The sequence below is a fragment of the Acinetobacter sp. TTH0-4 genome (genome assembly GCF_015602665.1).
GTDB classification, from domain to species: Bacteria; Pseudomonadota; Gammaproteobacteria; order Pseudomonadales; family Moraxellaceae; genus Acinetobacter; species Acinetobacter albensis.
On the sequence record NZ_CP059079.1, the window covers coordinates 1,172,527 to 1,193,891 of the forward strand.

The window sequence follows — 21,365 nt, forward strand, 5'->3', positions numbered from 1 at the left end:
TGACGCTGAGTTTAAAATAGGTCATATAAAGAAAATGGACTTCAGATCATTGCATCCATCGTTCAAGAAAGCTGAATGATGTTAAATAAAAGAAATAAATGAAGTTAATTTCTTGTCTAAATATCTAGAATTGATCTTTCAGTTCACGCAAGTATTGAAACTCTTCCACGTTTTCAGCTCTTAAAAATGGATTTGTCTGTAATTCCAGTTCAATATTACTGGGTAGGGTACATTGTCCAAGCATGCGCTTAACTTCTACATCATCAAAACGTTGTTGAATCGCAACATTGTCGGGCTCTACACGCAAGGCAAATTTTGCATTGGACAATGTATATTCATGGGTGCAGTAGACTTGAGTTTGTGGAGGTAAGGCAGCTAAACGATTGAGTGAGTGATACATTTGTGTATACGTCCCTTCGAAGACTCGACCACATCCCATCGCAAAAAGTGTATCGCCGCAGAAAACAAGATTTAATTCTTCTATAAAATAAACAATATGTCCTAAGGTGTGGCCAGGTACAGCAATTACATGAATATCAAGTTCATGAAAACTTAAACTTTCTTGGTGTTGCAAAGGATGTGTAATAAATGGAATCTTACTTAATTCTTCACGTGGCCCGTAAACCGGAATATTATGATTAAGCAAAAGCTCAGGCACACCGCCAATGTGATCTTTATGCCAATGTGTCAGCCAGATTTGACTCAGTTTTAAATTGTGCTCTGTACAATAGGTTTCAACCAAATGGGCTTCTGTGGGATCAATGGCAATGACTTCACTGCTTGTGATGTGTTCAAGTAACCAAATATAATTCTGTAATTGATTTTTGACATCAATCATATGGACTTTAAAATTCATAATATGTAAATCAAAAATATCGTAATGAATAACTTAGCGTTAAAGTTATGTTTTTACCAGTGCTTCAGTTTAAAAACCAAAAATACTGTATTTTGAAAACCATGCTAAAAATAACCATAATATCTTGAATTAAAAAAATTATTTATTTTTTGTTTTACAATATAAATAACGTATTCTAAAACAGAAAATGAATATGCACTTTATGTTAAGTGTCATCTTTTTTTGTCCTATTTTTATTGAACAGAACTCAAAAACGGATTGTAGCTATGAAAATGTATCAGGTAGATGCGTTTACCACCGAATTATTTAAGGGAAATCCTGCTGCAGTGATTGTGACAGATTTATGGTTGGAGGATGGATTGATGCAAAATCTAGCCTTAGAAAATAATTTATCTGAAACTGCTTTCGTAAAAAAGATGGATAGTGAAAATTATGAAATTCGTTGGTTTACCCCCACGACAGAAGTTGATTTCTGTGGACATGCGACTTTAGCCAGCAGTTTTGTGCTGTTTAAAGACTTTACTTCTGCAAAAACGATTCAATTTCATGTAAAAAATTTAGGCATTTTTGTGGTGCAACAAGAGTCAGATGGAAAAATTAAAATGAATTTCCCGACTCGTCTTGCAGAAAAAGTAAATGAGTATCCTGAAATACTTGATCAGGCGCTAACCAAGCCCTTTAAGAATGTATACCTAAATAGCCAAGCTTATATTGTGGAGTATGAAAACCCGCAAGATGTTCTGGATGAGATGCCTAATTTAGCTTTACTGAAACAGTTGGGTAAAATTCGTACTGCAATTACAGCTCAAGGGACAGTTTTAGATTTGGCTTTAACTTCAACCTCACATACTGAGCAATATGATTGTATTTCACGTTATTTTGCACCAGCCAATGGCATTGATGAAGACCCAGTGACAGGTTCTATTCACACGGCTATTGCACCACTGTGGGCTGATAAACTGGCTAAGCGTCAAATATTAGCGTATCAAGCTTCATCGCGTGGAGGGGTATTACATTGTGTGGTGCTTGAAAATGATCGCATTGAGATATCAGGTTATGCCAAGTTATACATGCAGGCAGAACTTTATCTCTAAAGCTTAGCTTTGAAAGCAATGTCAAAAAGATAAATTTGGCTTCACATCTAGCTGTTGAAATAAACAGCTATTTTTTCAAAAAGAATCTATGAATAATGAACAGCCTTTTTTATGATGTGGGGGAATAAAAATTCATTCTGCTGAATAAATTGGAATAATTATGCGCATGTGTTTTAAACAACTTACTCTTTCCTTATTTTTTGTGGGCTTGAGTGCTACTGCTTGGTCGCAGCCTGTTTTGGTTAAATCACAACAAAAAATTGAAGAATACAAACTCGAGAATGGTTTTCGCATCATCCTTGCGCAAAATGATAAAGAAAATAAAGTGTTTATGAACACTATTTATTTAACGGGTTCATTAAACGATCCTCAGGGTAAAGGTGGTTTGGCCCACTTACTTGAACATTTGGCTTTTAAAGGCACAGAAAATATTCAAGGTGAAGAGTTTCAACGCCGTCTAGATCAGTACACTTTAATGACGAATGCCAGTACAGATTATTATTCAACCAAATATACCAATATTATTCGCCCTGAACAGAATTCAATTAATCAAGTCATTCATCTTGAAGCTGAACGGATGGATAAATTGGTGCTCCAAGAAAAATTTGTGCCTTCTGAAATTTCAATTGTAAAACGTGAGCGAGAAGTGCGGATGGATCAGCCTTTTTCAGTGCTGATGGATCAAATGTGGAAATCGGCTTATGGTAATCAATATTTAGGCCGACTACCGATTGGAGATTTAAAAGAATTACAGTCGATTAAAATGGATGAATTAAACAAATTTTATCGTACATGGTATGCACCAAATAATGCAGTCATGGTGATTTCAGGAAAATTTGATAAAACTGAAGTTTTAAAACAGATTGATCAAAATTTTAGTTCGATTTCAGCTCGTCAAATTCCAGCACAAACTCAAGTTCCAGTACTTGATTCTTCTCAAATAAAACAGCGTAATTTTTTGGTGCAAAAGGGCAGCGAATTTGCCAAATTTAATATTTATTTAAATGGTCGAAATGAAAAAATAAAATCAGCCTTGGCATTATCACCTGCTTTATATAGCATGCAGCCGAGCGGACATCTTTATCAAAGTATTGTTGAAACGGGTTTGAGTACAGGCGTTCAAGCAACTACGTGGTTGGATCAAGATTTTAATTTGGTTTTTATCGGGGCAATTTACGCGCCAAATCATGATCCTAAAAAAGTTAAAGCAGCTTTAATTTCAGGTGTAGAAAAGGGTCAACCGTTTAATGAAACTGAATTAAATCGGGTCAAAAACCTGATTCAAAATCAAGCCGACAGTATTTTGAGTAATGCCGCAGCATTAGGCGGGCGTTTAAGTGATTATTATGTCTCTTATCAGGGAGATTGGACTCAATATTTCAGCGATCTACAGCGTGTAAAGAATTTAAAGTTAGATGAAGTCAATCGTACTTTGACTGAATTTTTAGTGCCAGAGCATCGTATTTCAGGTGATATTCAACCTACACCAGAAGATCAAAAGAAAGCCTTGCAACAACAGGTCACTGAACCTGCAAAAACGCTGGATCAAACAGATTCAAAAGAAGAACCTTTAAAAGATAAGGTTGAGTATCAATACGAAGTTGCAGAATATGTGAAGACTTCAAAAAATTACTTGCTTGCGACTGAGAAAAAAATTCAACGGGGCAAATTAAAGAATGCTATTCAGTACGCATTTTATCCTACTTCGACGCGTGATGATAAAACCTATGCCACCATTTCTGTTGATTTTGGTACAGAAAAATCATTATTTAATCAAGGTGAAGTCTTAGATTTGATGGCATATTTGATGTTGCGTGGTTCAGATCAATACACCTTACAAGAGATTGCAGATAAATCGATTGCAGCAGGTGGAGGTGCGACAGCGATCGCATCAGGGAATGGGATAACCATTCAAATCGTTGCAAAAAAAGATAAATTTGAAGATTTTTTTAAATTTATGTTAGCCGTGTTGAAAAATCCAAAATTTGAGCAATCACAATTTGATTTGATTAAATCACAAAGCCTATCGGTTTTAGACCGTCCTTATACTGAACCAGAAACTGTTGCTGCACTGACCATCAGTCGTATATTAGAAACTTATCAACCGGGAGATTTACGTTATCACTTTGAACCTGATCTTGCCAAACAGCAAATGCAAGCGACCACTGTTGAAAAAGTAAAGCAATTGTATCAGAATTTTTTTATCAGTAATCATGCCCAAATCGCGATTACAGGCGATTATCAAGCAGCAACGATGCTGCAATTGATGCAACAGGAATTGGGATCGTGGAAGGCGAAATTGCCGTATCAGCGTTTGAGTTCAGATTATCAAGCATATTCTGCACAGAAAATTCATGCTTTGTCCGAACAGCGTGAATTTGGAAACTATCAAGCGATTTTAACGTTTCCTGCGGGTGCGGATCATCCAGATGCACCCGCATTAATCGTGTTTAGTTATATTTTAGGTGACTCGCAATTATCCTCACGTTTAGCGCAAGAGTTACGTGAAAAAAATGCATTGGTGTATAGTTTTGGAAGTGGATTAAACTTAGATGATTGGGTGAATTCAGGCGCGCTTACCATTGAAGCCAATTACACTGCGGGAAAATCGACTCAAGTTTCGCAAGGCGTTTATAAAGTTCTGAATGATTTGCTGAGTCAAGGTGTGACTGAGCAAGAGTTGGAAGCGGCCAAAGCCAATATTTTAAAAAAACGAGTTACAGCTTTAGAAGATGAACGGAATATCCATCAAATGTTGACTCCGCAGTTGGAACGCAACCGTGATTTATTGTTTCGGGAAAAACGCGATCAAGCATTGGAAAAACTCACCAAAGCGGATGTTGATGCTGTGATTAAAAAATATATAAAACTAGATCAACTGGTTGAAGTAATGGCAGATCAGTATGGTAAACCACAGAGCAAAAGATAAAACAGGATATTTTACAATCAAGTTGTAAGATTTACTTATTCAAAATGCGAGTATTTAAAAAAGCCCGTTCAGGGCTTTTTTATTGATCATGTTCTTTGTGATCAAGGTCAAAATTTAATGTTTGTGGTTAGCATCATGCTTATTCGCATGAAATTCTTCGTTATGACGGAAGTGTAGATAGTTTTCAAACTGCTCACAATATTCATCATAGTTGTCTTCCAGCATCATTTGAAACTGTTGCATGACATAGGACATCACTTGATCTTTGGCATCACGCATTTCATTGCCATCTTTGAAATTGTTGGCTGCAACCCAAGTATTAAAACGGGCAGTACCAAACAACATCGCAGCGCTGACTTGCCCACGCATTTCAGTAGGTTTAACGCTTGAGCCTTTTTCAATTCGACAAAAATCATTGGCTTGCTTGATAAATTCATCGGCGCGTTCAAAAAAAGCAGCATTTAATGCTTCTTCATCGGTTACATCTGTGGCTTCAATTTTTTGAACCATGGAATTTTCCTGCAAAAACGAACGAATCGCATATTATAGGCAAAGGCTTGCAGAAACTAAACCTTTAGCTTAATCTAAAAATAGCCTAAGTATTTAAAATGGATCGTCCATGCAAGATGCGATTGCAGTACAAAGTTTAAAAAGTGATATTGCGTTATTGCGTCAAAATATATGGCCACCAGCAAATTTGGCCAATGTTGAGGGATTACCCATCTATTATGGGTCTAAAGCAGAAGTAGAGGAATATTACCGCGCTTGGACTGGCTTAATTGAGAGGGCACAGGATCTATTTCAGCCTTTTATGCAAGATGACGTTGTTGATGCAATACATTTACCCAGCCATTTGAATTTACCTTTGTTTTATTTTCATGTGGATCGTATTCGAATTAATAAAACACGAGCGAAAGAATCAAAAACTTTCCGTGGTATTGCCAATTTGATTGAAAAATGTGGACAGTATGAATCTGATCAAATTCAGGCCATCCGAGCGTGGTTAGAACATGATGATACTGCGGCTTTGGTGGCACATCGTGAATTTATTGATTTGCGTACCTATGTATTCCAGCATGGCGCAAGTGACTATACTCGAACTCGTTTTTATGTAAATGGAATCGTGTTAAGTACAGAATCCCATTTTGAGTTGGTTGATGCACGTGACAAACCGCGTAAACAACGCAATGACAGTTATAGCGATCCATTGGCAGATAATGATACGTGGAAAATTTTTGGTAAATATCGTTGATTTACAATGTGTCAGCAAACTGATGAATGATTCATGACCAAAAAGTTTGTGTTTCAGAAAAAGCCTCTAAATCTTGTCGAACTTGTTCTAGAACAGCTTTCTTTTCATTGGCAATCCAGCCCAAAGCAAACCATAGCTTTTGTTTACGTTTCACCATATCTTGAAATAAGGTTTCAGCCACGATCAAGTCATTGTATTGTCCTAAACTTTCTTGTGCGGGTTTTAAGGCATTTAGGTATTGTTTAACATCTTTTTTAGAATAGAGAGAAGCGACAAACTCGACTGAGTAACGTAAGCGTTTTATTCGTTTACGGGTTCGATGTCGTGCTTCTATGTCCAGTTCTAAAAACTGTTGAGCATCTTTGTAAATCTGTTGATGCAGCTTTTGAAGTTTTTTAGCACTCTGTTTTTTAAGTTTTTCTTTTTTCTTTTTTTTAGTCGGTTGATGTACAAATTGTAGTAAAGCCAGTATCAAAGGGACCGAATCTCCTGCCTTTAAAATGTGTTCAATGGAGTGACTATTTTCATCTTTAATTGTTGGAAGTTGCACGAACGGTGCTCCGTCTGCTTCTAATTGAGGCAACAGACCTTCACTTAAAGCATCACGGTCGCGGGTTGCACCTAACTGACGAAATATGGTCGCCAACTGTTCTTCCCAGTGGGGTTCGACATAATCTGACCAATTTGAAAAGATACGTAATGCTGTTCTTAAACGGCGAATTGCAACGCGCGTTTGATGTACATGTTCACTGGTATATTGTTCAGCGGAAATGGCAGTCATATTCGGTAAAAGATGTTGTAAAGCATTATTAACCATAAGCTTTAATGCATGGTCTGGTGTGTCTTTTTGATTTAATTCTAAAGGTAGTACATGTTGAACAGCAGATATTGTTAAATGTTGTGCCAGTAAATCTCCGCGTTGGGCTTTACTCCGAACATCTAACCACAAATGATATTGTTTTACCCAAGGCTGTATACATTTAATTAAATCTTCCACACAACCTTGTTTGAGTTCAAATTCAATTTCATAAATTGCTAAAGTTTGATCATCTTGACGAATTTCACCACGATCTAAACTGATTTCAATTTCTGAATGATTAAAATGTACCACATGAATCAGTCGCTTGACCGCAGTCTCAAATTGTAAACTGAGGTTTTTAGTTTCTTGACCCAACGTATTTTTGAATAATTTTTTGGCATGTGGGTGACAATCATAAATATCTAAATCTAATGCGGGATTATCCAGTTCACCTAAATCAATCTCTAATTCAAAACGTTCTAAATGATTTTGGCTAGGGGCTTTTAAAGTTTGAATCCAATGCGCATTTTCAAGACGTTGACGCAATGAAATTTTCTGTCGAGCTAAATGTCGATCTGGCGTGTCGTAGTATTTCGCATATAAAGAGACCGCACGTGCATTTTTAGCCACAAAGACTTGATAAAGTGGTTCTTGATCAGCAAGCGGAATCTGAAATTTCAATTCTATTTCAAGCATGTCACAACTCCTAGAACATGAATATTTCTATGGTGAGGACATTTGATTGTATGCCAAATATAGAAAAAGAGCAGTGTACGCTTGTAAGTAAATCAAACACATGTTGGCACTATAATCCTCAAGAGATAATCTTCAAGTTATAATGCCTGACAAGCTAAGATGTTTGTTTTTTAAAATGCGCTCAAGCTCTAAATTTATTATTTAATAAATTTACGACTCACTAAAAATTGCTCAGTTGCTTCGAGTAAATTCTGTGCATAGACTTCTTGTTTAGCCGTGAGCCAACCCAAAACAAACCAGTCACTGGCTTCAAGTTCAGTTTGCTGAATATACTCAGCAGAAGAAGCCAAAATTTGGTATTCGCTTGCGGCAAGTTGCGCATCATTCAAAGCTTTACTGTATTTCTGCAAATTTTTAACATCATAAATTGAGGTTAAAATGGGAAAGCTAAACTTTAAGGCATGAATTTTAGTGGCCAGTTTATCTAAGCTTTCAAAATGAGTAATATCTGCGCCAGTCAAACTATCTTGCAAATTCTTATACTGATTTTGTAACGTATTCTGTGCGAACCATTTTAAATCTTGCGATTGTACTTTTTCTTCCTGCTCTAAGCTAAACATCAATAATTCTAGGTAATGATGTACATTTTGAGTAGAACGAACCAAATTGAACAATTTTTCTTTGGCATACAAAATATCTTTAGTCAAATTCGATGATGTATTGGGGTTTTGTAAAAATGCACCCAAAGTCGTTTGCATGTGTTGTAAGTGTTGCAAATGATCAAACTGTTGTTTGAAGGCACCAATTTGTGTGGCCCATTTGTCTGAAACCGCATCGTTCCAATCTTTAAACAGCGAAATACTCAAATACAAATGGTCTAAAGCCATTTGAGCCTGTTGTATATGCTCTTGTTCTGAAACCCCAGCAGAAATAGCCGCAATATTAGGCAGTAGGTGTTGTAATTGTTGAGCGATGAGTAAACGTAGGTTTTTACTGGCAGGATCTTTTTTACTCAAGCTCAACTCTTTGGCAAGTTTTGCTGTACTCACTTTTTGCTGCGTGACTAAAAGATGACCAAATTCAGCTTTACTGCGAACATCTAGCCAAAGTTGGTATTTTTTGACCCATTCAAAACTAAATGCCAAAAGTGTCTGCACAGAACCTGTTTTAAGTTCAAATTCGACTTCATGTATTTCATGTTGTGCTGTATCTGTTCTTACCTCGCCAATATCTAGACTGACTTCAATGTCCGTTTCTTCAAATTGAATAACCCGAAATGTACGTTGAATATCGGTTTCAAATTGAAGCTTTAATATGTCTTGGGAATCACCTAATGCATTTTTTAAAATTTGCTGTGCTTCAGCATCTTGCTGATAAAGGCTTAAATCAAGCTCAGGTGGCTGCTCAAGTTCACCCAAATCATAGTTATGTTCAAAACGATGTAAATGGCTTTTACCTGCTGCTTTTAAGGTTTGAATCCAACGATTTCCTTCCAGTCTTTGCCGTAAAGCAATGCCGTGTTGAGCAAGCAGACGCTGTTCAGTGTCATAATATTTTGCTTTAAGTTGAATAATTTCTGATTTTTTAGGATCTAAGGCTTTAAGCAGTGCATGACGTCGTGCTTCAGGAATTTGAAATTTTAATTCAACTTCAATCATAATTTTTCATCCTAGTTTTTGTTGCTATTTCTAAAACCAAATTCAGCATAAACATGCGTTCAAATCTATTTTCTTGTATCAAGCACAATTTGCACGATTCATTTAAAGTTTTCGATTGTAACGAAAATGGCGTTGCATGTAAGACTTGTGGGAAAGTTTATCGGCTAATCGTCTTTGAAATGAACTAAATTTAGTTATCACAGTCCTTTTATTTGCATAAAATATAAGCTAGTGTGAATAAAAATAACGGGATTAGGGAAAATGAATACAGCAATTAAGTTAGATTTTGAACATCTTCCAGAGCGAAAATTTCAGCTTCCAATTCAAAATTATCATGAGTTTTATCGGTTTTATTTGACTGAGCACCGTAACATTATGAGTCGACGGTTACATGTAGTGGGTAGTAGCATCGGTTTATATTTTTTTAGCAAAGCCATTCGTCAACGAAAAGCCCAATATTTTGTCTATGGACTATTATCTGGCTATGCCTGTGCTTGGATAGGACATTTTATCTTTGAAAAAAATAAACCTGCCAGTTTCAAGCAGCCTTTGTATAGTTTTATTTCAGATTGGCGCATGTTTTCTGATGTATTGCGTGGCAATTTAAGTCTAATAGATCGTACCTTAGATAAGGTTGAAAGCTAATTAAAATTTAGTTTTTGAAGAAAAATAGATATCTCCACTTTGTTTTATCTTAAATTGGAACTGTTTGTACATTTTGAAGCTAAATTTAAACTCATCAGTACTTGCAAAAATAACTCAGTATTTTACTATTAAGTGAATGATGAATCATTTATTTCATTTTGAATGAATAAACGAAATTATGTTGCAAGTTTTCCAAGCCTAGAGAGACCTTCTCTAGGCTTTTTTTTTATACTGCTTATTTTTAGAATAGTGATTAAAGTATGAATTGATTTATCTCTTGATTCATTTTAAGTACATAGTGGAATGTAGAGATCATATCGGAGGCATCAGACATTGGTATTGATTATTTTAAAATAAATTGAATATTAATGGATGGCTTCATATTTTAGATTGTTATGAACTGACTTTTACTACTTAAATAATAAAATAGAAAATCTTAAATTTTTTAACACTCGTTCTAATAGTAATTTTTATAAATTGAACTAAAGGATTAAAGAAGTCTCAGCAGAAGCGCTGAATCTTAGGCGTGATATGCCTATAATAGAGAAAATTTTAGTTTTGGCAGTTTTTATGCGCGGTTTATATTTGATTACCAATGATGATCCTATTGAATTGCTTTTAGCGAAGCTGGAAGGAGCAATGGCGACTTATGAAGTTGCTATATTGCAATATCGTCGTAAAAAAGTTGCTAAAGAAGATCAGGCATATGAAATTGAGTACATGAAATCGATGTGTGCACAATATAACGTACCTTTTGTCATTAATGATGATCTTGACGTTGCAGTGCAATATGGTGTGGGCGTGCATTTAGGGCAGAGCGATGGTTCGATTGCTGAAGCTGTTTCGCGTTTACCTAAGAATGTAGTCATTGGCTGTAGTTGTAATAATTCGATAGAACTTGCTGAACGCGCTATTGCAGAAGGTGCAACTTATGTGGCATTTGGGGCAATTTATGCAACAGGGACAAAACCTGAAGCAGGTCATATTGGTTTAGAGACTTTAAAGCAAGCCAAAGCAGAACTTAACGTACCCATTTGTGCAATTGGTGGTTTAACCGTTGAAAATGCAGGTGATGTGATCGAAGCGGGTGCAGATTTGTGTGCCGTAATTAGTGATATATTAGGCCGATCTATGTCTGCAGTTCCTGCAAGAATCGAAGAGTGGTCTGATTTATTTGCATCAAAAGCATAATTTTTTTGATAGAGCACGTTTTAATTTAAGTCGAGTATATTCATGAGCTTATCTCCAAAGCAAGAACAACTTTTTAAACAAGCCAGCAAGCATATTCCCGGTGGTGTGAACTCACCAGTACGTGCTTTCAATGGAGTGGGCGGTACACCTGTATTTATTGAAAAAGCCAAAGGGGCATATTTATATGATGTCGATGGTAAACGCTATGTCGATTATGTCGGTTCATGGGGCCCGATGATTTTAGGACATGCACATCCAGCCATCATCAAAGCAGTTCAAGAAGCTGCTGTTGACGGTTTGAGTTTTGGTGCACCAACGGTGCATGAAACCACTTTGGCAGATATTATTTGTGAAATTATGCCGTCGATTGAATTGGTTCGTATGACCAACTCGGGAACTGAAGCCACCATGACGGCCATTCGTCTAGCACGTGGTTATACCGGTCGTGACAAAATTGTCAAGTTTGAAGGTTGTTATCATGGACATTCAGACTCGCTTTTGGTCAAAGCAGGCTCAGGAATGTTGACCAGTGGAGAAGGCGAAGCGACTTCCGCTGGTGTACCTGCCGATTTTGCCAAGCATACGCTTACATTGCCATACAACGATATTGCACTGCTAAAAGAATGCTTTACCAAATTTGGTCATGAAATTGCAGGGGTCATTGTCGAACCTGTAGCAGGCAACATGAATTTGGTAAAACCGATTGATGGTTTCTTACAAGCGATTCGTGATGTCTGTGATGAACATGGTTCAGTGTTTATTATTGATGAAGTCATGACGGGTTTCCGTGTCGGTCTGGGCGGTGCACAAGCCCACTATGGTGTAACACCAGATTTAACCACTTTAGGTAAAATTATTGGTGCAGGCTTACCAGTCGGTGCATTCGGTGGTAAACGTGAAGTGATGGAATGTATTGCACCGCTGGGTAAAGTTTATCAAGCGGGGACTTTGTCTGGTAATCCTTTAGCGATGCGTGCGGGTATCGAAATGTTTAAACATTTACGTGCTGACGGTTTCTATGAAAACCTCACTGGGCAACTTGAAAAATTGCTTGTCGGTTTACAGGCTGCTGCGGATGAAGCGGGCATTCCCTTTAAAACCCAACAAGTCGGCGGAATGTTTGGTTTGTACTTTACCAATCAGACAGACATCACCAGTTTTGACTCAATGTTAAAATGTGATGTTGGCGCGTTTCGTAAATTCTTCCACGGCATGTTGAAACGTGGCGTAAATCTAGCACCATCTGCATTCGAGGCAGGATTCATCTCAGCTGCGCATTCTGATGAAGATATTGCTTATACAATTCAGTCGGCGCGTGAAACTTTTGCTGACATGAAATTCTCTTAAGTTTTTGGATTTAATCCAATAAAGTAAAAATAAATTGTTTCGCTATCAAGCCTGTGGTTGAAGGACAATGGGCTTGATAGGTTCAAATTATTCATTAGGATATCCATGTGAAAACCAAAAACTATTTAATGCTTGAAGATGCTGAATTTCTATTGCATCAAGCGCATCAATACGCTATTAAAAATCAGTTTAATGTGAGTATTGCTGTGGTAGATGAAACGGGTACTTTACTGTGCATGAAACGTATGGATGGCGTAGCCCCGATGACCGCAAATTTAGCTGTCGAAAAAGCCAAATGTTCAGCCATGAGTCGCAGCCCGTCTAAATTATTTGAAGATATTAGGGTCTGTTGACAATTGTTGCCTAAAAAAATAGCGAGATAGTAAAATCAAATCGCCAAACCCAATTTTACACTCGCTATGCCTCGTACAATGCTGAATGATCAACACTGGTCTAAGTTAACTACCATTTTCCGTCACTTTAATATTTATCTCAAATTAAATTTGAGGAATTTTATCGAAGCTATTCTATTTAGGATACGTACAGGTTGTCCTTGGAGAGATTTACCTCAGGAATTCGGTAAGCCAAACTCTATTTTCAAGAAATATAATCGCTGGTCTAAAAAAAATAAACTTATGAATATATTTAAGTTATTTAGTCAGCATGCTGATAAAGAATGGATTTTTATTGATGGTAGTCATGTTAGAGCACATCAACATTCAGCAGGAATTAAGAATCAAGATATTTCTAAAAGTATCGGTGGCAATAGTTCTAAAATACATTTAGCAATTGATTCAAATGGTAATCCAATTGAGTTTATTATTTCTGACGGAACTTCTCATGATATGAAAATTGCCCCAGATCTTGTATCAAAACTAGATTTAAGTGAATCAGAAATGCTGTGCGCTGATAAAGGTTACGATTCTAAAAGTCTTAGAAAGCAAATTCAAGACAGCAAAACAAAACCAAATATTCCTAGAAAATCAAATACAAAGTCTAGTAATGATCACATGGATTGGTATATGTATAAAATCAGACACTTAGTTGAGAATTCATTTTGTAGATTGAAACAATTTAGGGGGATTGCGACACGATATGACAAGCTAAAGCGTAATTATCAAAGTGCAGTTGCTTTAGCTTGTATATTTATATGGTTACCGTTATAGAGTGAATTATGAGCAGGAAATGTCAACACACCCTATTAGGAACGGTCAAATGGGTTTTTTGACCATGGAAAGTTTCTCAGGAATGCTGGAAGGTGGTGAGCCGATTTTGTATCAAGGTCAACTGGTAGGTGCAGTAGGTGTATCTGGAGTGAAATCATTTGAAGATGCAGAAATTGCACAGCATGCTATTCAGATATTTTTGACACATGTTTCTAATCAATTGAATTCTTAGATTTGATAATAAAAATGTAATGATTTAGTTCTGAATATGGAAACTATGTTTGTTATTAGGCTAAAAATATAATGCAGTCATACGCAATTTATGGTTCAGGTTTTTATCCATGACATTCAGTTCTCTTTGATTTTTCAATCAATTGAAATAATTTTTAGTCAAAATCGGAAAAAACGTCATCAAATTGAGTGTTGTGCATTGTAATTCTGCGTCAAGCTTTCTATCATGGCCGGCTTGTTTTCGCGATCAGCTTGGAATTTGAACATTGAGTAATTTTCTAATCGAACATCTGATACATCGTGATGAGGATTTTATGGTGATCCATAAACCTGCAGGTGTACTGACCGTTCCAGGTAAAACTGAAGATTTACAAGACTGTGTCATCAACCGATTACTAAAAATAGAACCTAAAACATTACTGATTCATCGTTTAGACCGTGATACTTCAGGTATCTTGGTTTTTGGCTTGACCAAATGGGGACAAAAAACCATTTCCCGTCAATTTCAAGAACGTCAAACCTCAAAAAATTATCAAGCTATTGTCGCAGGTCATCTTAAAGGAGAAGGTACGATAGATGTACCTGTTATTTACGATCCTGAACATCCACCTTTACATATTGCCGATCCTAAGCATAACAAGCCTGCTTTAACACATTGGCAAGTGATTGAACATTTTGAAATTCAAGGACAGGCAGTAACGCGTGTCAAACTCACACCTATTACAGGCCGCTCACATCAACTTCGGGTACATATGCAATATCTGGGTCATCCTATTATTGGGGATACTCTCTACGCTGTACCAGAGCAGCAGAAGCTTATTCCAAGATTATGTTTGCATGCTGAACGTTTAAGTTTTCATCATCCACAAAGTCAGGCATTGCTGGAGTTTTATTGTCCTGTGCCTTTTTAAATTAAAAAGTTCTAATCGTTATTAAATCTGCTCACATTTTAGTGAGCTTTATGTCAAAATATATTGCTTAAAGACCTATTTTTTTGCTCAAATACTACTCAAGTTTTGGGCTTGATAATAAGTGTCCTCATTTTTAGATAAAGGTGGAAAAATTGCATCAGTTTGCTATTGGTCAGCGTTGGTTATCAGACACAGAAACAGAGCTTGGTCTAGGAGTTCTGATTGATGTTGATGAACGATCGGTTAGCATATTATTCCCGAAAAGTGATGAAACACGTGTTTATGCACGTAATAATGCACCTTTGTCGCGTATTGTTTTTAACATTAAAGATGAATTACAAGATCAAGAAGGCATCAAGTGGTTGGTGGAGTCTTTTGAAGATCGTCATGGTGTGGTTCGTTATAATGTGATTCGTACTTTAGAAGATGGTACTGAAGAGCGAAAATCACTCAATGAAACTCGTTTGGGTGCGCATATTCAGTTGTCTAAACCATTAGACCGTTTGCTTGCCAGTCAGGTGGATTATAAAGAATGGTATGACTTACGTATTGAAGCGTTGCTGATGCAAGCCAATATGAAAGCTAGTCCATTACGCGGCATGGTTGGTGCGCGCGTGGGTCTGATCCCACATCAGCTTTATATCGCGCATGAAGTCGGGCAGCGTTTTGCACCGCGTGTTTTGCTTGCTGATGAGGTCGGTTTAGGTAAAACTATTGAAGCGGGCTTGATTATTCATCAGCAACTAAAAACGGGTCGTTCTGATCGTATTTTAATTTTAGTGCCAGATTCACTGCAATATCAGTGGATGATTGAAATGCGCCGTCGTTTTAATCTCCAATTTTCTTTGTTTGACTTAACCCGAACAGCCTCTATTAAAGAACATGATCCCGATTTAAATCCGTTCTTAACTGAGCAATGTATAATTGCCAGTGTTGATTTAATGGTCGATCATGATGACTTGCGTGAACAAGCCCTAGATGCTGGTTTCGATCTGCTGGTGGTCGATGAAGCACATCACTTGATGTGGAGCGAAGAGCAGGGCGGAAATGATCGTTACGACTTGATTGAAGAACTTGCTGAAAAAACGCCAGGGGTGTTGCTATTGACAGCCACGCCTGAACAATTGGGTGTGGAAAGCCATTTTGCCCGTTTACGTTTGCTTGATCCACAACGCTTCAGTTCACTTGAGCGTTTCTTAGATGAAGAAGTGCAATATCATCATACTGCAAAAATTGCAGAAGTGTTGATGTCAGATTTGCCTTTAGAACCAGAACATTTAGCAGCAATTGAAAGTTTACTGGGTCATAGCATTCAAGATGTGCCAGAACAACGTTTCCGTGCGATTCATGAATTGTTAGACCGTCATGGAACAGGTCGAATTTTGTTCCGAAATACCCGTGAAGCGATTCAAGGTTTTCCAGGGCGTGACTGTCAGCCTGCTGCATTACCTGCACCAGAGCATTGGTCGAAAGATGGTAAATTACGTGAGCAAATGTGGCCTGAAGAAGCTCAGCTAGATGGGTCTTGGATGGAACACGACCCACGTGTCATGTGGCTCATGGAAATGCTCCGCACTGGCTTGAAACACAAGAAAGTCTTATTGATTGCACGTACTGGTCCAGTGGTTGAAGCTTTAGAAAATGTGCTGCGTTTACATGCCGGTATTCGTACTGCTATGTTCCATGAAGGCATGAGTTTATTGGAGCGTGACCAAGCTGCTGCTTATTTTGCTGAAGATTCTTATGGTGCACAAATTTTATTATGTTCTGAAATTGGTTCCGAAGGACGTAACTTTCAGTTTGCTTCAGATTTAATTTTATTTGATTTGCCTGCAAATCCTGATGTTTTAGAACAGCGAATTGGTCGTTTAGATCGGATTGGTCAAGAAAATCGGATTCAGATTCATGTACCTTATCTAATCGGGACAGCGCAAGAACGTATGTTCCGTTGGTATAATGAAGGGTTAAATATTTTTACCAATATTTCACCAACAGCTCAAACACTGCAAGAAAACTTCCTTGTTCAATTAAAAGAATGTTTATTGGCAGATGTAGGTCAACAGTTCGAAGATTTACTCGAAGAAGTGAGTGTGCAACGTGAAGCTTTAGAAAGCGAGTTGCAAGCAGGGCGTGACCGTTTGCTTGAATACAATTCTTGCCGTCCAATTGTGGCGCAAGAAATTGTGAAAGCACTTGAAGATTATGATGACAACACCACCTTGCCGATGTTTATGAAGCGATTCATGGCATCGACCAATATTGACTTTGATGAGCAAAGTAATGGTACAGTCATTATTAAGCCAACAGACCAAATGCAAGTTCAAGGTTTATCTCTTGATGAAGAAGGGATGACCGCGACATTCTACCGTGATCAAGCACAAGTTCGTGAAGATGCACAGTATTTGACTTTAGAACATCCTTTCACTGAAAGTGTCATGGAAATGATTAATACCCAATCATTTGGTAGCACCAATGTTTCAGTTTTAAAATCTGCGGCTTTACCGCAAGGTTCAGTATTACTTGAAGTTTGGTTTAAAGTGGATGTTGTTGCTCCAAAAGCGTTAAATTTACCTTCAAGCTTACCGCAACAGTTAATTCGGGTATTACTCAGTGAAAAAGGTCAGGATTTATCAGATAAAATTGCACCTGAAATTTTAAAACCTTATTTGCATCACCTTGATGGTAATAGCTGTCGTCAAGTGGTTAAAGCACGTCGTGATGTGATTGAACAACGTTATACTCAAGCATTAGAAATTGCGAAAACAGCTTTGCCTAACTTTAAGCAACAGGCAAAAGAGATTTACGGCAATAAGTGGCAATATGAAATTGATCGCTTAACGTATTTAAAGCAATTTAATCCAAGTATCCGTGAAGATGAAATTGCACGTTTACAGAAATTGCAGAAAGAAGGCATTGGTTTGCTTGATAGCTTATCTGTCACACCAGAAGCCATTCAAGTTTTAGTGGTGGTTAAGCCTTAATTTTTCATGAGCATTTTTAATTAAAGTCTGGTTATGAATGGATAAAAGCATCTTCGGATGCTTTTTTTTATATGCATTGATTGAAGCGGGAGATATAACTAAAAATAAAGTCGATATAAAATTGAAAATTTCTACATCAAATGATTAAAGATGATGGCTGAGTCATGAGGGTTTAATCAGGATAAATAAATTGACTCTCATCGCTAGAGTATTTTGATGATACATCGTCTGGAATAAAACATGACGACTCAAAATGCTCATCTACAATAGTTATATTTTAGCTTCATCCAGATGACGCGCACCCTCTAAAATCATTCGAATCATGATCATCGTTTGCTCTGCGATTTCTTTACGTTCATTTGCTGGGATATCGATGACTTTCGCTCCCATATTAAACACCAATTGGGTGATCGCTTTTGCAACCAAATTGGGGTGGTAAAGTTTGCTATGATTTAACCTTTCTAACACAATCAAATCATCTTTAAGTTCTTGTTGAAAATAATTTAATTGACGTTCAACAGCTAATTTATAAGATGCCGATCCCGTATACGCTTCACGCAATAATAAACTTAAATTTCCTTCATCTGCATCTAACTGTGTAATAAAAACCTCAACAGAACTTCGAATAATACTATTTTGTTTGGAGGCTTTTAATCGGGCTTCAAGAAAAATTTGACGCAAGACAAGCCCAGAACGGTCAATCAATTCAATCGCGAGTTCATCAATATCTTTAAAATGCCGATAAAAACTATTGGGTGCAATTCCAGCTTCGCGAGCGACTTCGCGTAAACTTAAAGACGCAATACTTTTTTGAGGGCCAATCAAATTAAGTGCCGCTTGAAACAGTTCTTCTTTGGTAATGGTGGCTTTACGACCGACTGTACGCACGATGACTGGCTCATGAAGGTGATTTTGAGCTTCAGTTTGAATCGTAATATTTTTTCTGACAGAAGACTGGGTCATATTTTTCAAAGCATTAGAGATACTTAAACAGTATAGCGGTTGCGGCTGGACTTGTGAAATGAATAAAAACACTACACATGTATATACAAATATATATACATGTGTATAATAATTAAAATTCAATCGCGTGGTCTTTGCTATGCATGTTTTAGAAAAAATTAAATCTCCCCTAGGTTCATTCGCTGAAAGTGTTATTGATCAGCATGCAGCTAATTTTTGGTTGCAGAAATTTAATCCGCTTTGGTCATTTAGCGAAGCATTAGGTAAAATTGTTAAAAAAGAAACACCCGCTCAGCATATGGTGAGTTTAACGATTCAGTTCAATCGTCATTTTGATGTCGGCCAAGCAGGTCAGCATCATCCTTTGTTTATCAATGTGAAAGGTATTCGATATGAGCGCAGCTATAGTCTGACGCAAATTGATGCACAACATGTGATGTTGACTGTAAAAAAAGTTGATCAGGGTAAAGTCAGTTCTTGGCTTGTAGAACAGTCTCAAGTCGGTGATGTACTTGAGTTTGGACAACCTTATGGTGATATGTTATTACCAGAAGATGCTCAACCTATGATTTTGCTGGCTGCGGGGAGTGGAATTACTCCTATGCTAAGTTTGTTGAAAGCTTTAGCGAAAACACAGCGAATCACTCAAGCACCGATTCATTTAATGTATTGGGTCAGCAAATATAATGATTTTGCTTTCAAAGCGCGCTTTGAAGCTCTAGCAGCACAGTATCCTAATTTTTCATTTCAGGTGTTTTATACCCAAGAGAGTGATGCAGGCGATCGTCTTAGTCAGCAACATGTAGCTTTAGTAGCTGATATTGAAAGTAGTGTGGTGTATGCCTGTGGGCCATCGGGATTTGTAACTCAGGCCGAGCAATTATTTACTCATGCACACAGCTTTAAAAGTGAAGCTTTTAGCATGACTCCAGTTGAAAATTCTGAGCTTGGTTTTGTCAATATCACCTTATTGAAATCCAAAAAAATACTGACCATTCCAAAAGGTCAATCTATTTTAACCAGTCTTGAACAGCAAAATATTAAACCGACCCATGGTTGTCGAATGGGAATTTGTAATAAATGTGTTTGTTCTAAAGCTGAAGGATCGACCAAAAACTTGGTCAATGGTAGCCGAAACTCAGAACCCGGCAATATGCTGAAAATCTGTGTGAATTCTGCACAATCTGATCTTGTTATTGATTTATAAGTGAGTCCAATACGATGAATATGCCCGTTAAAATGCAATATTTTAAAAATCCAAAAAATGTTGAACTCACTGCTTCTCAATTAGACGATTTGGCGCGTGAGTTGGATGCAATTAAGCAAGAACAATTAGATGATATTGGCGAAAAAGATGCAAAATACATTCGCCGTGTTTATTCAACTGTTCGCTACAGCTCGATTGCTGGTCGTGCTTGTTTATTTGCAGGTTGGTTTCCGCCAGCATGGGTGTTAGGCACAGGTTTACTTAGCTTTGCCAAAATTATGGAAAATATGGAGTTGGGTCATAATGTTATGCACGGTCAATATGACTGGATGAATGATCCAAAATTCAATGGTTCAACCTACGACTGGGATATTGTCGGTACAGCCGATGACTGGCGTCAAACCCATAACTATCGACATCATACCTATACCAATATTAAAGGGATGGATGATGATATTGGATATGGTTTACTTCGCCTTTTTCCAGAGCAGCGTTGGAAACCAGGTTTTCTGTTACAACCGCTTTATGCCATTCCATTTTGTTTGTTATTCCAATGGGGCGTAGCTGTTCAAAATTTGGAAATTGGTAAGGTTTGGTTTGGACGTAAAAGCAAGCAAGAGCTTAAAGAACAGTGGAAACCATTACAGAAGAAAATTACCAGGCAATTGTTTAAAGATTATGTGTTTTTTCCCTTAATTGCAGGTCCAGCAGCATTGCCTGTATTGGCGGGTAATTTTGTGGCAAATGGTATTCGTAATATTTGGACTTTTAGTATTATTTTCTGTGGACACTTCACTAAAGATGTTGAGGTTTTTCCAAAAACTGTACTTGAAAATGAAAGTCGTGGTCATTGGTATATGCGTCAAATCCGTGGTTCTTCTAACTTAACAGGTTCAGAAGCTTTCCATATTTTGACTGGACATTTAAGTCATCAGATTGAACATCATTTATTTCCTGATATTCCGGCGCGTCGTTATCGTAAGATGGCACCAAAAGTACAAGTAGTATGTGAAAAATATGGTTTGAACTATAACAATGCCAGTTTAGTTAAGCAGTATGGTAGTGTACTTAAACGGATTGTAAAGTTTGCTTTCCCATTTAAAAAGTAACTGCTCATTAGATGAAAAACAAACGAAAAACCACTTTAAATGAAGTGGTTTTTTTATACGATTAATATTGGATAGATGCTCTGAGTGTTTTAATTAGATTCAAATAATTCTGAGTGTTACGCGATTTATTATATTTAATTTTGCATAATTCGAGTTTTGGTTTGAAGCATTTAAAGAGAATAAGCAAAGTGGGGATGTTGAGGTGTTGGATTTTCACTAAAGCAAATATTGATATCTTTCAATCATTTCATGGGAATCAATAAATTTATATTCTATTTATGATTCATAGTTTGATTGTCGATGATAAACAGCGAATCTAAAATGTTAGAA

The 21,365-nt window shown here is 37.1% G+C and carries 16 protein-coding genes and 2 pseudogenes; 13 read left to right on the forward strand and 5 right to left on the reverse strand.

The features are described from left to right. Positions 1 to 124: 124 nt before the first annotated feature. On the reverse strand, positions 125 to 856 hold the full coding sequence (gene gloB, locus H0S58_RS05425; RefSeq protein WP_193894027.1) for a hydroxyacylglutathione hydrolase: 732 nt from the start codon (positions 854 to 856) through the stop codon (positions 125 to 127). A 266-nt stretch (positions 857 to 1,122) separates the two neighbouring features. Here gloB and H0S58_RS05430 point away from each other — a divergent pair, with 266 nt between their 5' ends. Together H0S58_RS05430 and H0S58_RS05435 are read left to right on the forward strand one after the other, a co-directional pair. Next, positions 1,123 to 1,950 carry a PhzF family phenazine biosynthesis protein gene (locus tag H0S58_RS05430; protein ID WP_195727362.1) on the forward strand — a complete coding sequence of 276 codons (828 nt, stop codon included), beginning with the start codon at positions 1,123 to 1,125 and terminating at the stop codon, positions 1,948 to 1,950. Positions 1,951 to 2,110: 160 nt separating this feature from the next. Further along, complete coding sequence (locus tag H0S58_RS05435) at positions 2,111 to 4,879, forward strand: M16 family metallopeptidase (protein ID WP_195727363.1); 2,769 nt, start codon at positions 2,111 to 2,113, stop codon at positions 4,877 to 4,879. A 114-nt stretch (positions 4,880 to 4,993) separates the two neighbouring features. Here the strand turns inward: H0S58_RS05435 and H0S58_RS05440 are convergent, their stop codons facing one another. Beyond that, positions 4,994 to 5,389 (reverse strand): DUF3144 domain-containing protein, encoded by a 396-nt coding sequence (locus H0S58_RS05440; protein WP_195727364.1) that lies wholly within the window; start codon positions 5,387 to 5,389, stop codon positions 4,994 to 4,996. Between the two features lie 109 nt (positions 5,390 to 5,498). On the opposite strand from H0S58_RS05440, the gene H0S58_RS05445 reads away from it, so the two are divergent. Beyond that, a complete protein-coding gene (locus H0S58_RS05445) occupies positions 5,499 to 6,131 on the forward strand; it encodes a hypothetical protein (RefSeq protein WP_195727365.1) in 633 nt (210 codons plus the stop codon). Positions 6,132 to 6,162: 31 nt separating this feature from the next. On the opposite strand, the gene H0S58_RS05450 is transcribed toward H0S58_RS05445, so the two are convergent. Further along, entirely contained in the window at positions 6,163 to 7,626 is a 1,464-nt protein-coding gene (locus H0S58_RS05450) for a CYTH and CHAD domain-containing protein (protein WP_195727366.1), read from the reverse strand. Between the two features lie 197 nt (positions 7,627 to 7,823). Further along, entirely contained in the window at positions 7,824 to 9,284 is a 1,461-nt protein-coding gene (locus H0S58_RS05455) for a CYTH domain-containing protein (RefSeq protein WP_195727367.1), read from the reverse strand. A gap of 261 nt (positions 9,285 to 9,545) precedes the next feature. Here H0S58_RS05455 and H0S58_RS05460 point away from each other — a divergent pair, with 261 nt between their 5' ends. The 8 genes and pseudogenes from H0S58_RS05460 (at position 9,546) to rapA (ending at position 17,756) form a co-directional block, all read left to right on the forward strand. Beyond that, complete coding sequence (locus H0S58_RS05460; protein WP_195727368.1) at positions 9,546 to 9,929, forward strand: DUF962 domain-containing protein; 384 nt, start codon at positions 9,546 to 9,548, stop codon at positions 9,927 to 9,929. 570 nt (positions 9,930 to 10,499) lie between these two features. After that, positions 10,500 to 11,120 carry a thiamine phosphate synthase gene (gene thiE / locus H0S58_RS05465; RefSeq protein ID WP_195727564.1) on the forward strand — a complete coding sequence of 207 codons (621 nt, stop codon included), beginning with the start codon at positions 10,500 to 10,502 and terminating at the stop codon, positions 11,118 to 11,120. Between the two features lie 42 nt (positions 11,121 to 11,162). After that, the gene (gene hemL / locus H0S58_RS05470) at positions 11,163 to 12,467 is read left to right on the forward strand and encodes a glutamate-1-semialdehyde 2,1-aminomutase (protein WP_195727369.1); all 1,305 of its coding nucleotides are present in this window, start codon (positions 11,163 to 11,165) and stop codon (positions 12,465 to 12,467) included. 107 nt (positions 12,468 to 12,574) lie between these two features. Continuing rightward, a pseudogene (locus tag H0S58_RS05475) lies at positions 12,575 to 12,808 on the forward strand (GlcG/HbpS family heme-binding protein); the annotation flags it as partial. 78 nt (positions 12,809 to 12,886) lie between these two features. Continuing rightward, complete coding sequence (locus H0S58_RS05480) at positions 12,887 to 13,633, forward strand: IS5 family transposase (protein WP_155857467.1); 747 nt, start codon at positions 12,887 to 12,889, stop codon at positions 13,631 to 13,633. A 34-nt stretch (positions 13,634 to 13,667) separates the two neighbouring features. Then, a pseudogene (locus H0S58_RS05485) lies at positions 13,668 to 13,865 on the forward strand (heme-binding protein); the annotation flags it as partial. 265 nt (positions 13,866 to 14,130) lie between these two features. Beyond that, on the forward strand, positions 14,131 to 14,775 hold the full coding sequence (locus tag H0S58_RS05490) for an RluA family pseudouridine synthase (protein WP_195727371.1): 645 nt from the start codon (positions 14,131 to 14,133) through the stop codon (positions 14,773 to 14,775). Between the two features lie 143 nt (positions 14,776 to 14,918). Next, positions 14,919 to 17,756 (forward strand): RNA polymerase-associated protein RapA, encoded by a 2,838-nt coding sequence (rapA, locus tag H0S58_RS05495; protein ID WP_195727372.1) that lies wholly within the window; start codon positions 14,919 to 14,921, stop codon positions 17,754 to 17,756. 270 nt (positions 17,757 to 18,026) lie between these two features. On the opposite strand, the gene fabR is transcribed toward rapA, so the two are convergent. Continuing rightward, entirely contained in the window at positions 18,027 to 18,719 is a 693-nt protein-coding gene (fabR, locus tag H0S58_RS05500; RefSeq protein WP_195727373.1) for an HTH-type transcriptional repressor FabR, read from the reverse strand. A gap of 139 nt (positions 18,720 to 18,858) precedes the next feature. Between fabR and H0S58_RS05505 the strand changes: the two genes are divergently transcribed. Then, a complete protein-coding gene (locus H0S58_RS05505; RefSeq protein WP_195727374.1) occupies positions 18,859 to 19,926 on the forward strand; it encodes a ferredoxin reductase in 1,068 nt (355 codons plus the stop codon). Positions 19,927 to 19,940: 14 nt separating this feature from the next. After that, a complete protein-coding gene (locus H0S58_RS05510; protein WP_195727375.1) occupies positions 19,941 to 21,035 on the forward strand; it encodes a fatty acid desaturase family protein in 1,095 nt (364 codons plus the stop codon). Positions 21,036 to 21,365 lie beyond the last annotated feature (330 nt).

Excerpts from the sequence above, each read along its gene's own strand:
- H0S58_RS05480 (WP_155857467.1), top strand. The coding sequence starts at position 12,887 with ATGCCTCGTACAATGCTGAATGATCAACACTGGTCTAAGTTAACTACC.
- H0S58_RS05435 (WP_195727363.1), top strand. The coding sequence starts at position 2,111 with ATGCGCATGTGTTTTAAACAACTTACTCTTTCCTTATTTTTTGTGGGC.
- H0S58_RS05450 (WP_195727366.1), bottom strand. The coding sequence starts at position 7,626 with ATGCTTGAAATAGAATTGAAATTTCAGATTCCGCTTGCTGATCAAGAA.
- H0S58_RS05440 (WP_195727364.1), bottom strand. The coding sequence starts at position 5,389 with ATGGTTCAAAAAATTGAAGCCACAGATGTAACCGATGAAGAAGCATTA.
- H0S58_RS05455 (WP_195727367.1), bottom strand. The coding sequence starts at position 9,284 with ATGATTGAAGTTGAATTAAAATTTCAAATTCCTGAAGCACGACGTCAT.
- gloB (WP_193894027.1), bottom strand. The coding sequence starts at position 856 with ATGAATTTTAAAGTCCATATGATTGATGTCAAAAATCAATTACAGAAT.
- H0S58_RS05445 (WP_195727365.1), top strand. The coding sequence starts at position 5,499 with ATGCAAGATGCGATTGCAGTACAAAGTTTAAAAAGTGATATTGCGTTA.
- H0S58_RS05430 (WP_195727362.1), top strand. The coding sequence starts at position 1,123 with ATGAAAATGTATCAGGTAGATGCGTTTACCACCGAATTATTTAAGGGA.
- thiE (WP_195727564.1), top strand. The coding sequence starts at position 10,500 with ATGCGCGGTTTATATTTGATTACCAATGATGATCCTATTGAATTGCTT.
- fabR (WP_195727373.1), bottom strand. The coding sequence starts at position 18,719 with ATGACCCAGTCTTCTGTCAGAAAAAATATTACGATTCAAACTGAAGCT.
- H0S58_RS05460 (WP_195727368.1), top strand. The coding sequence starts at position 9,546 with ATGAATACAGCAATTAAGTTAGATTTTGAACATCTTCCAGAGCGAAAA.
- H0S58_RS05505 (WP_195727374.1), top strand. The coding sequence starts at position 18,859 with ATGCATGTTTTAGAAAAAATTAAATCTCCCCTAGGTTCATTCGCTGAA.
- H0S58_RS05510 (WP_195727375.1), top strand. The coding sequence starts at position 19,941 with ATGAATATGCCCGTTAAAATGCAATATTTTAAAAATCCAAAAAATGTT.
- hemL (WP_195727369.1), top strand. The coding sequence starts at position 11,163 with ATGAGCTTATCTCCAAAGCAAGAACAACTTTTTAAACAAGCCAGCAAG.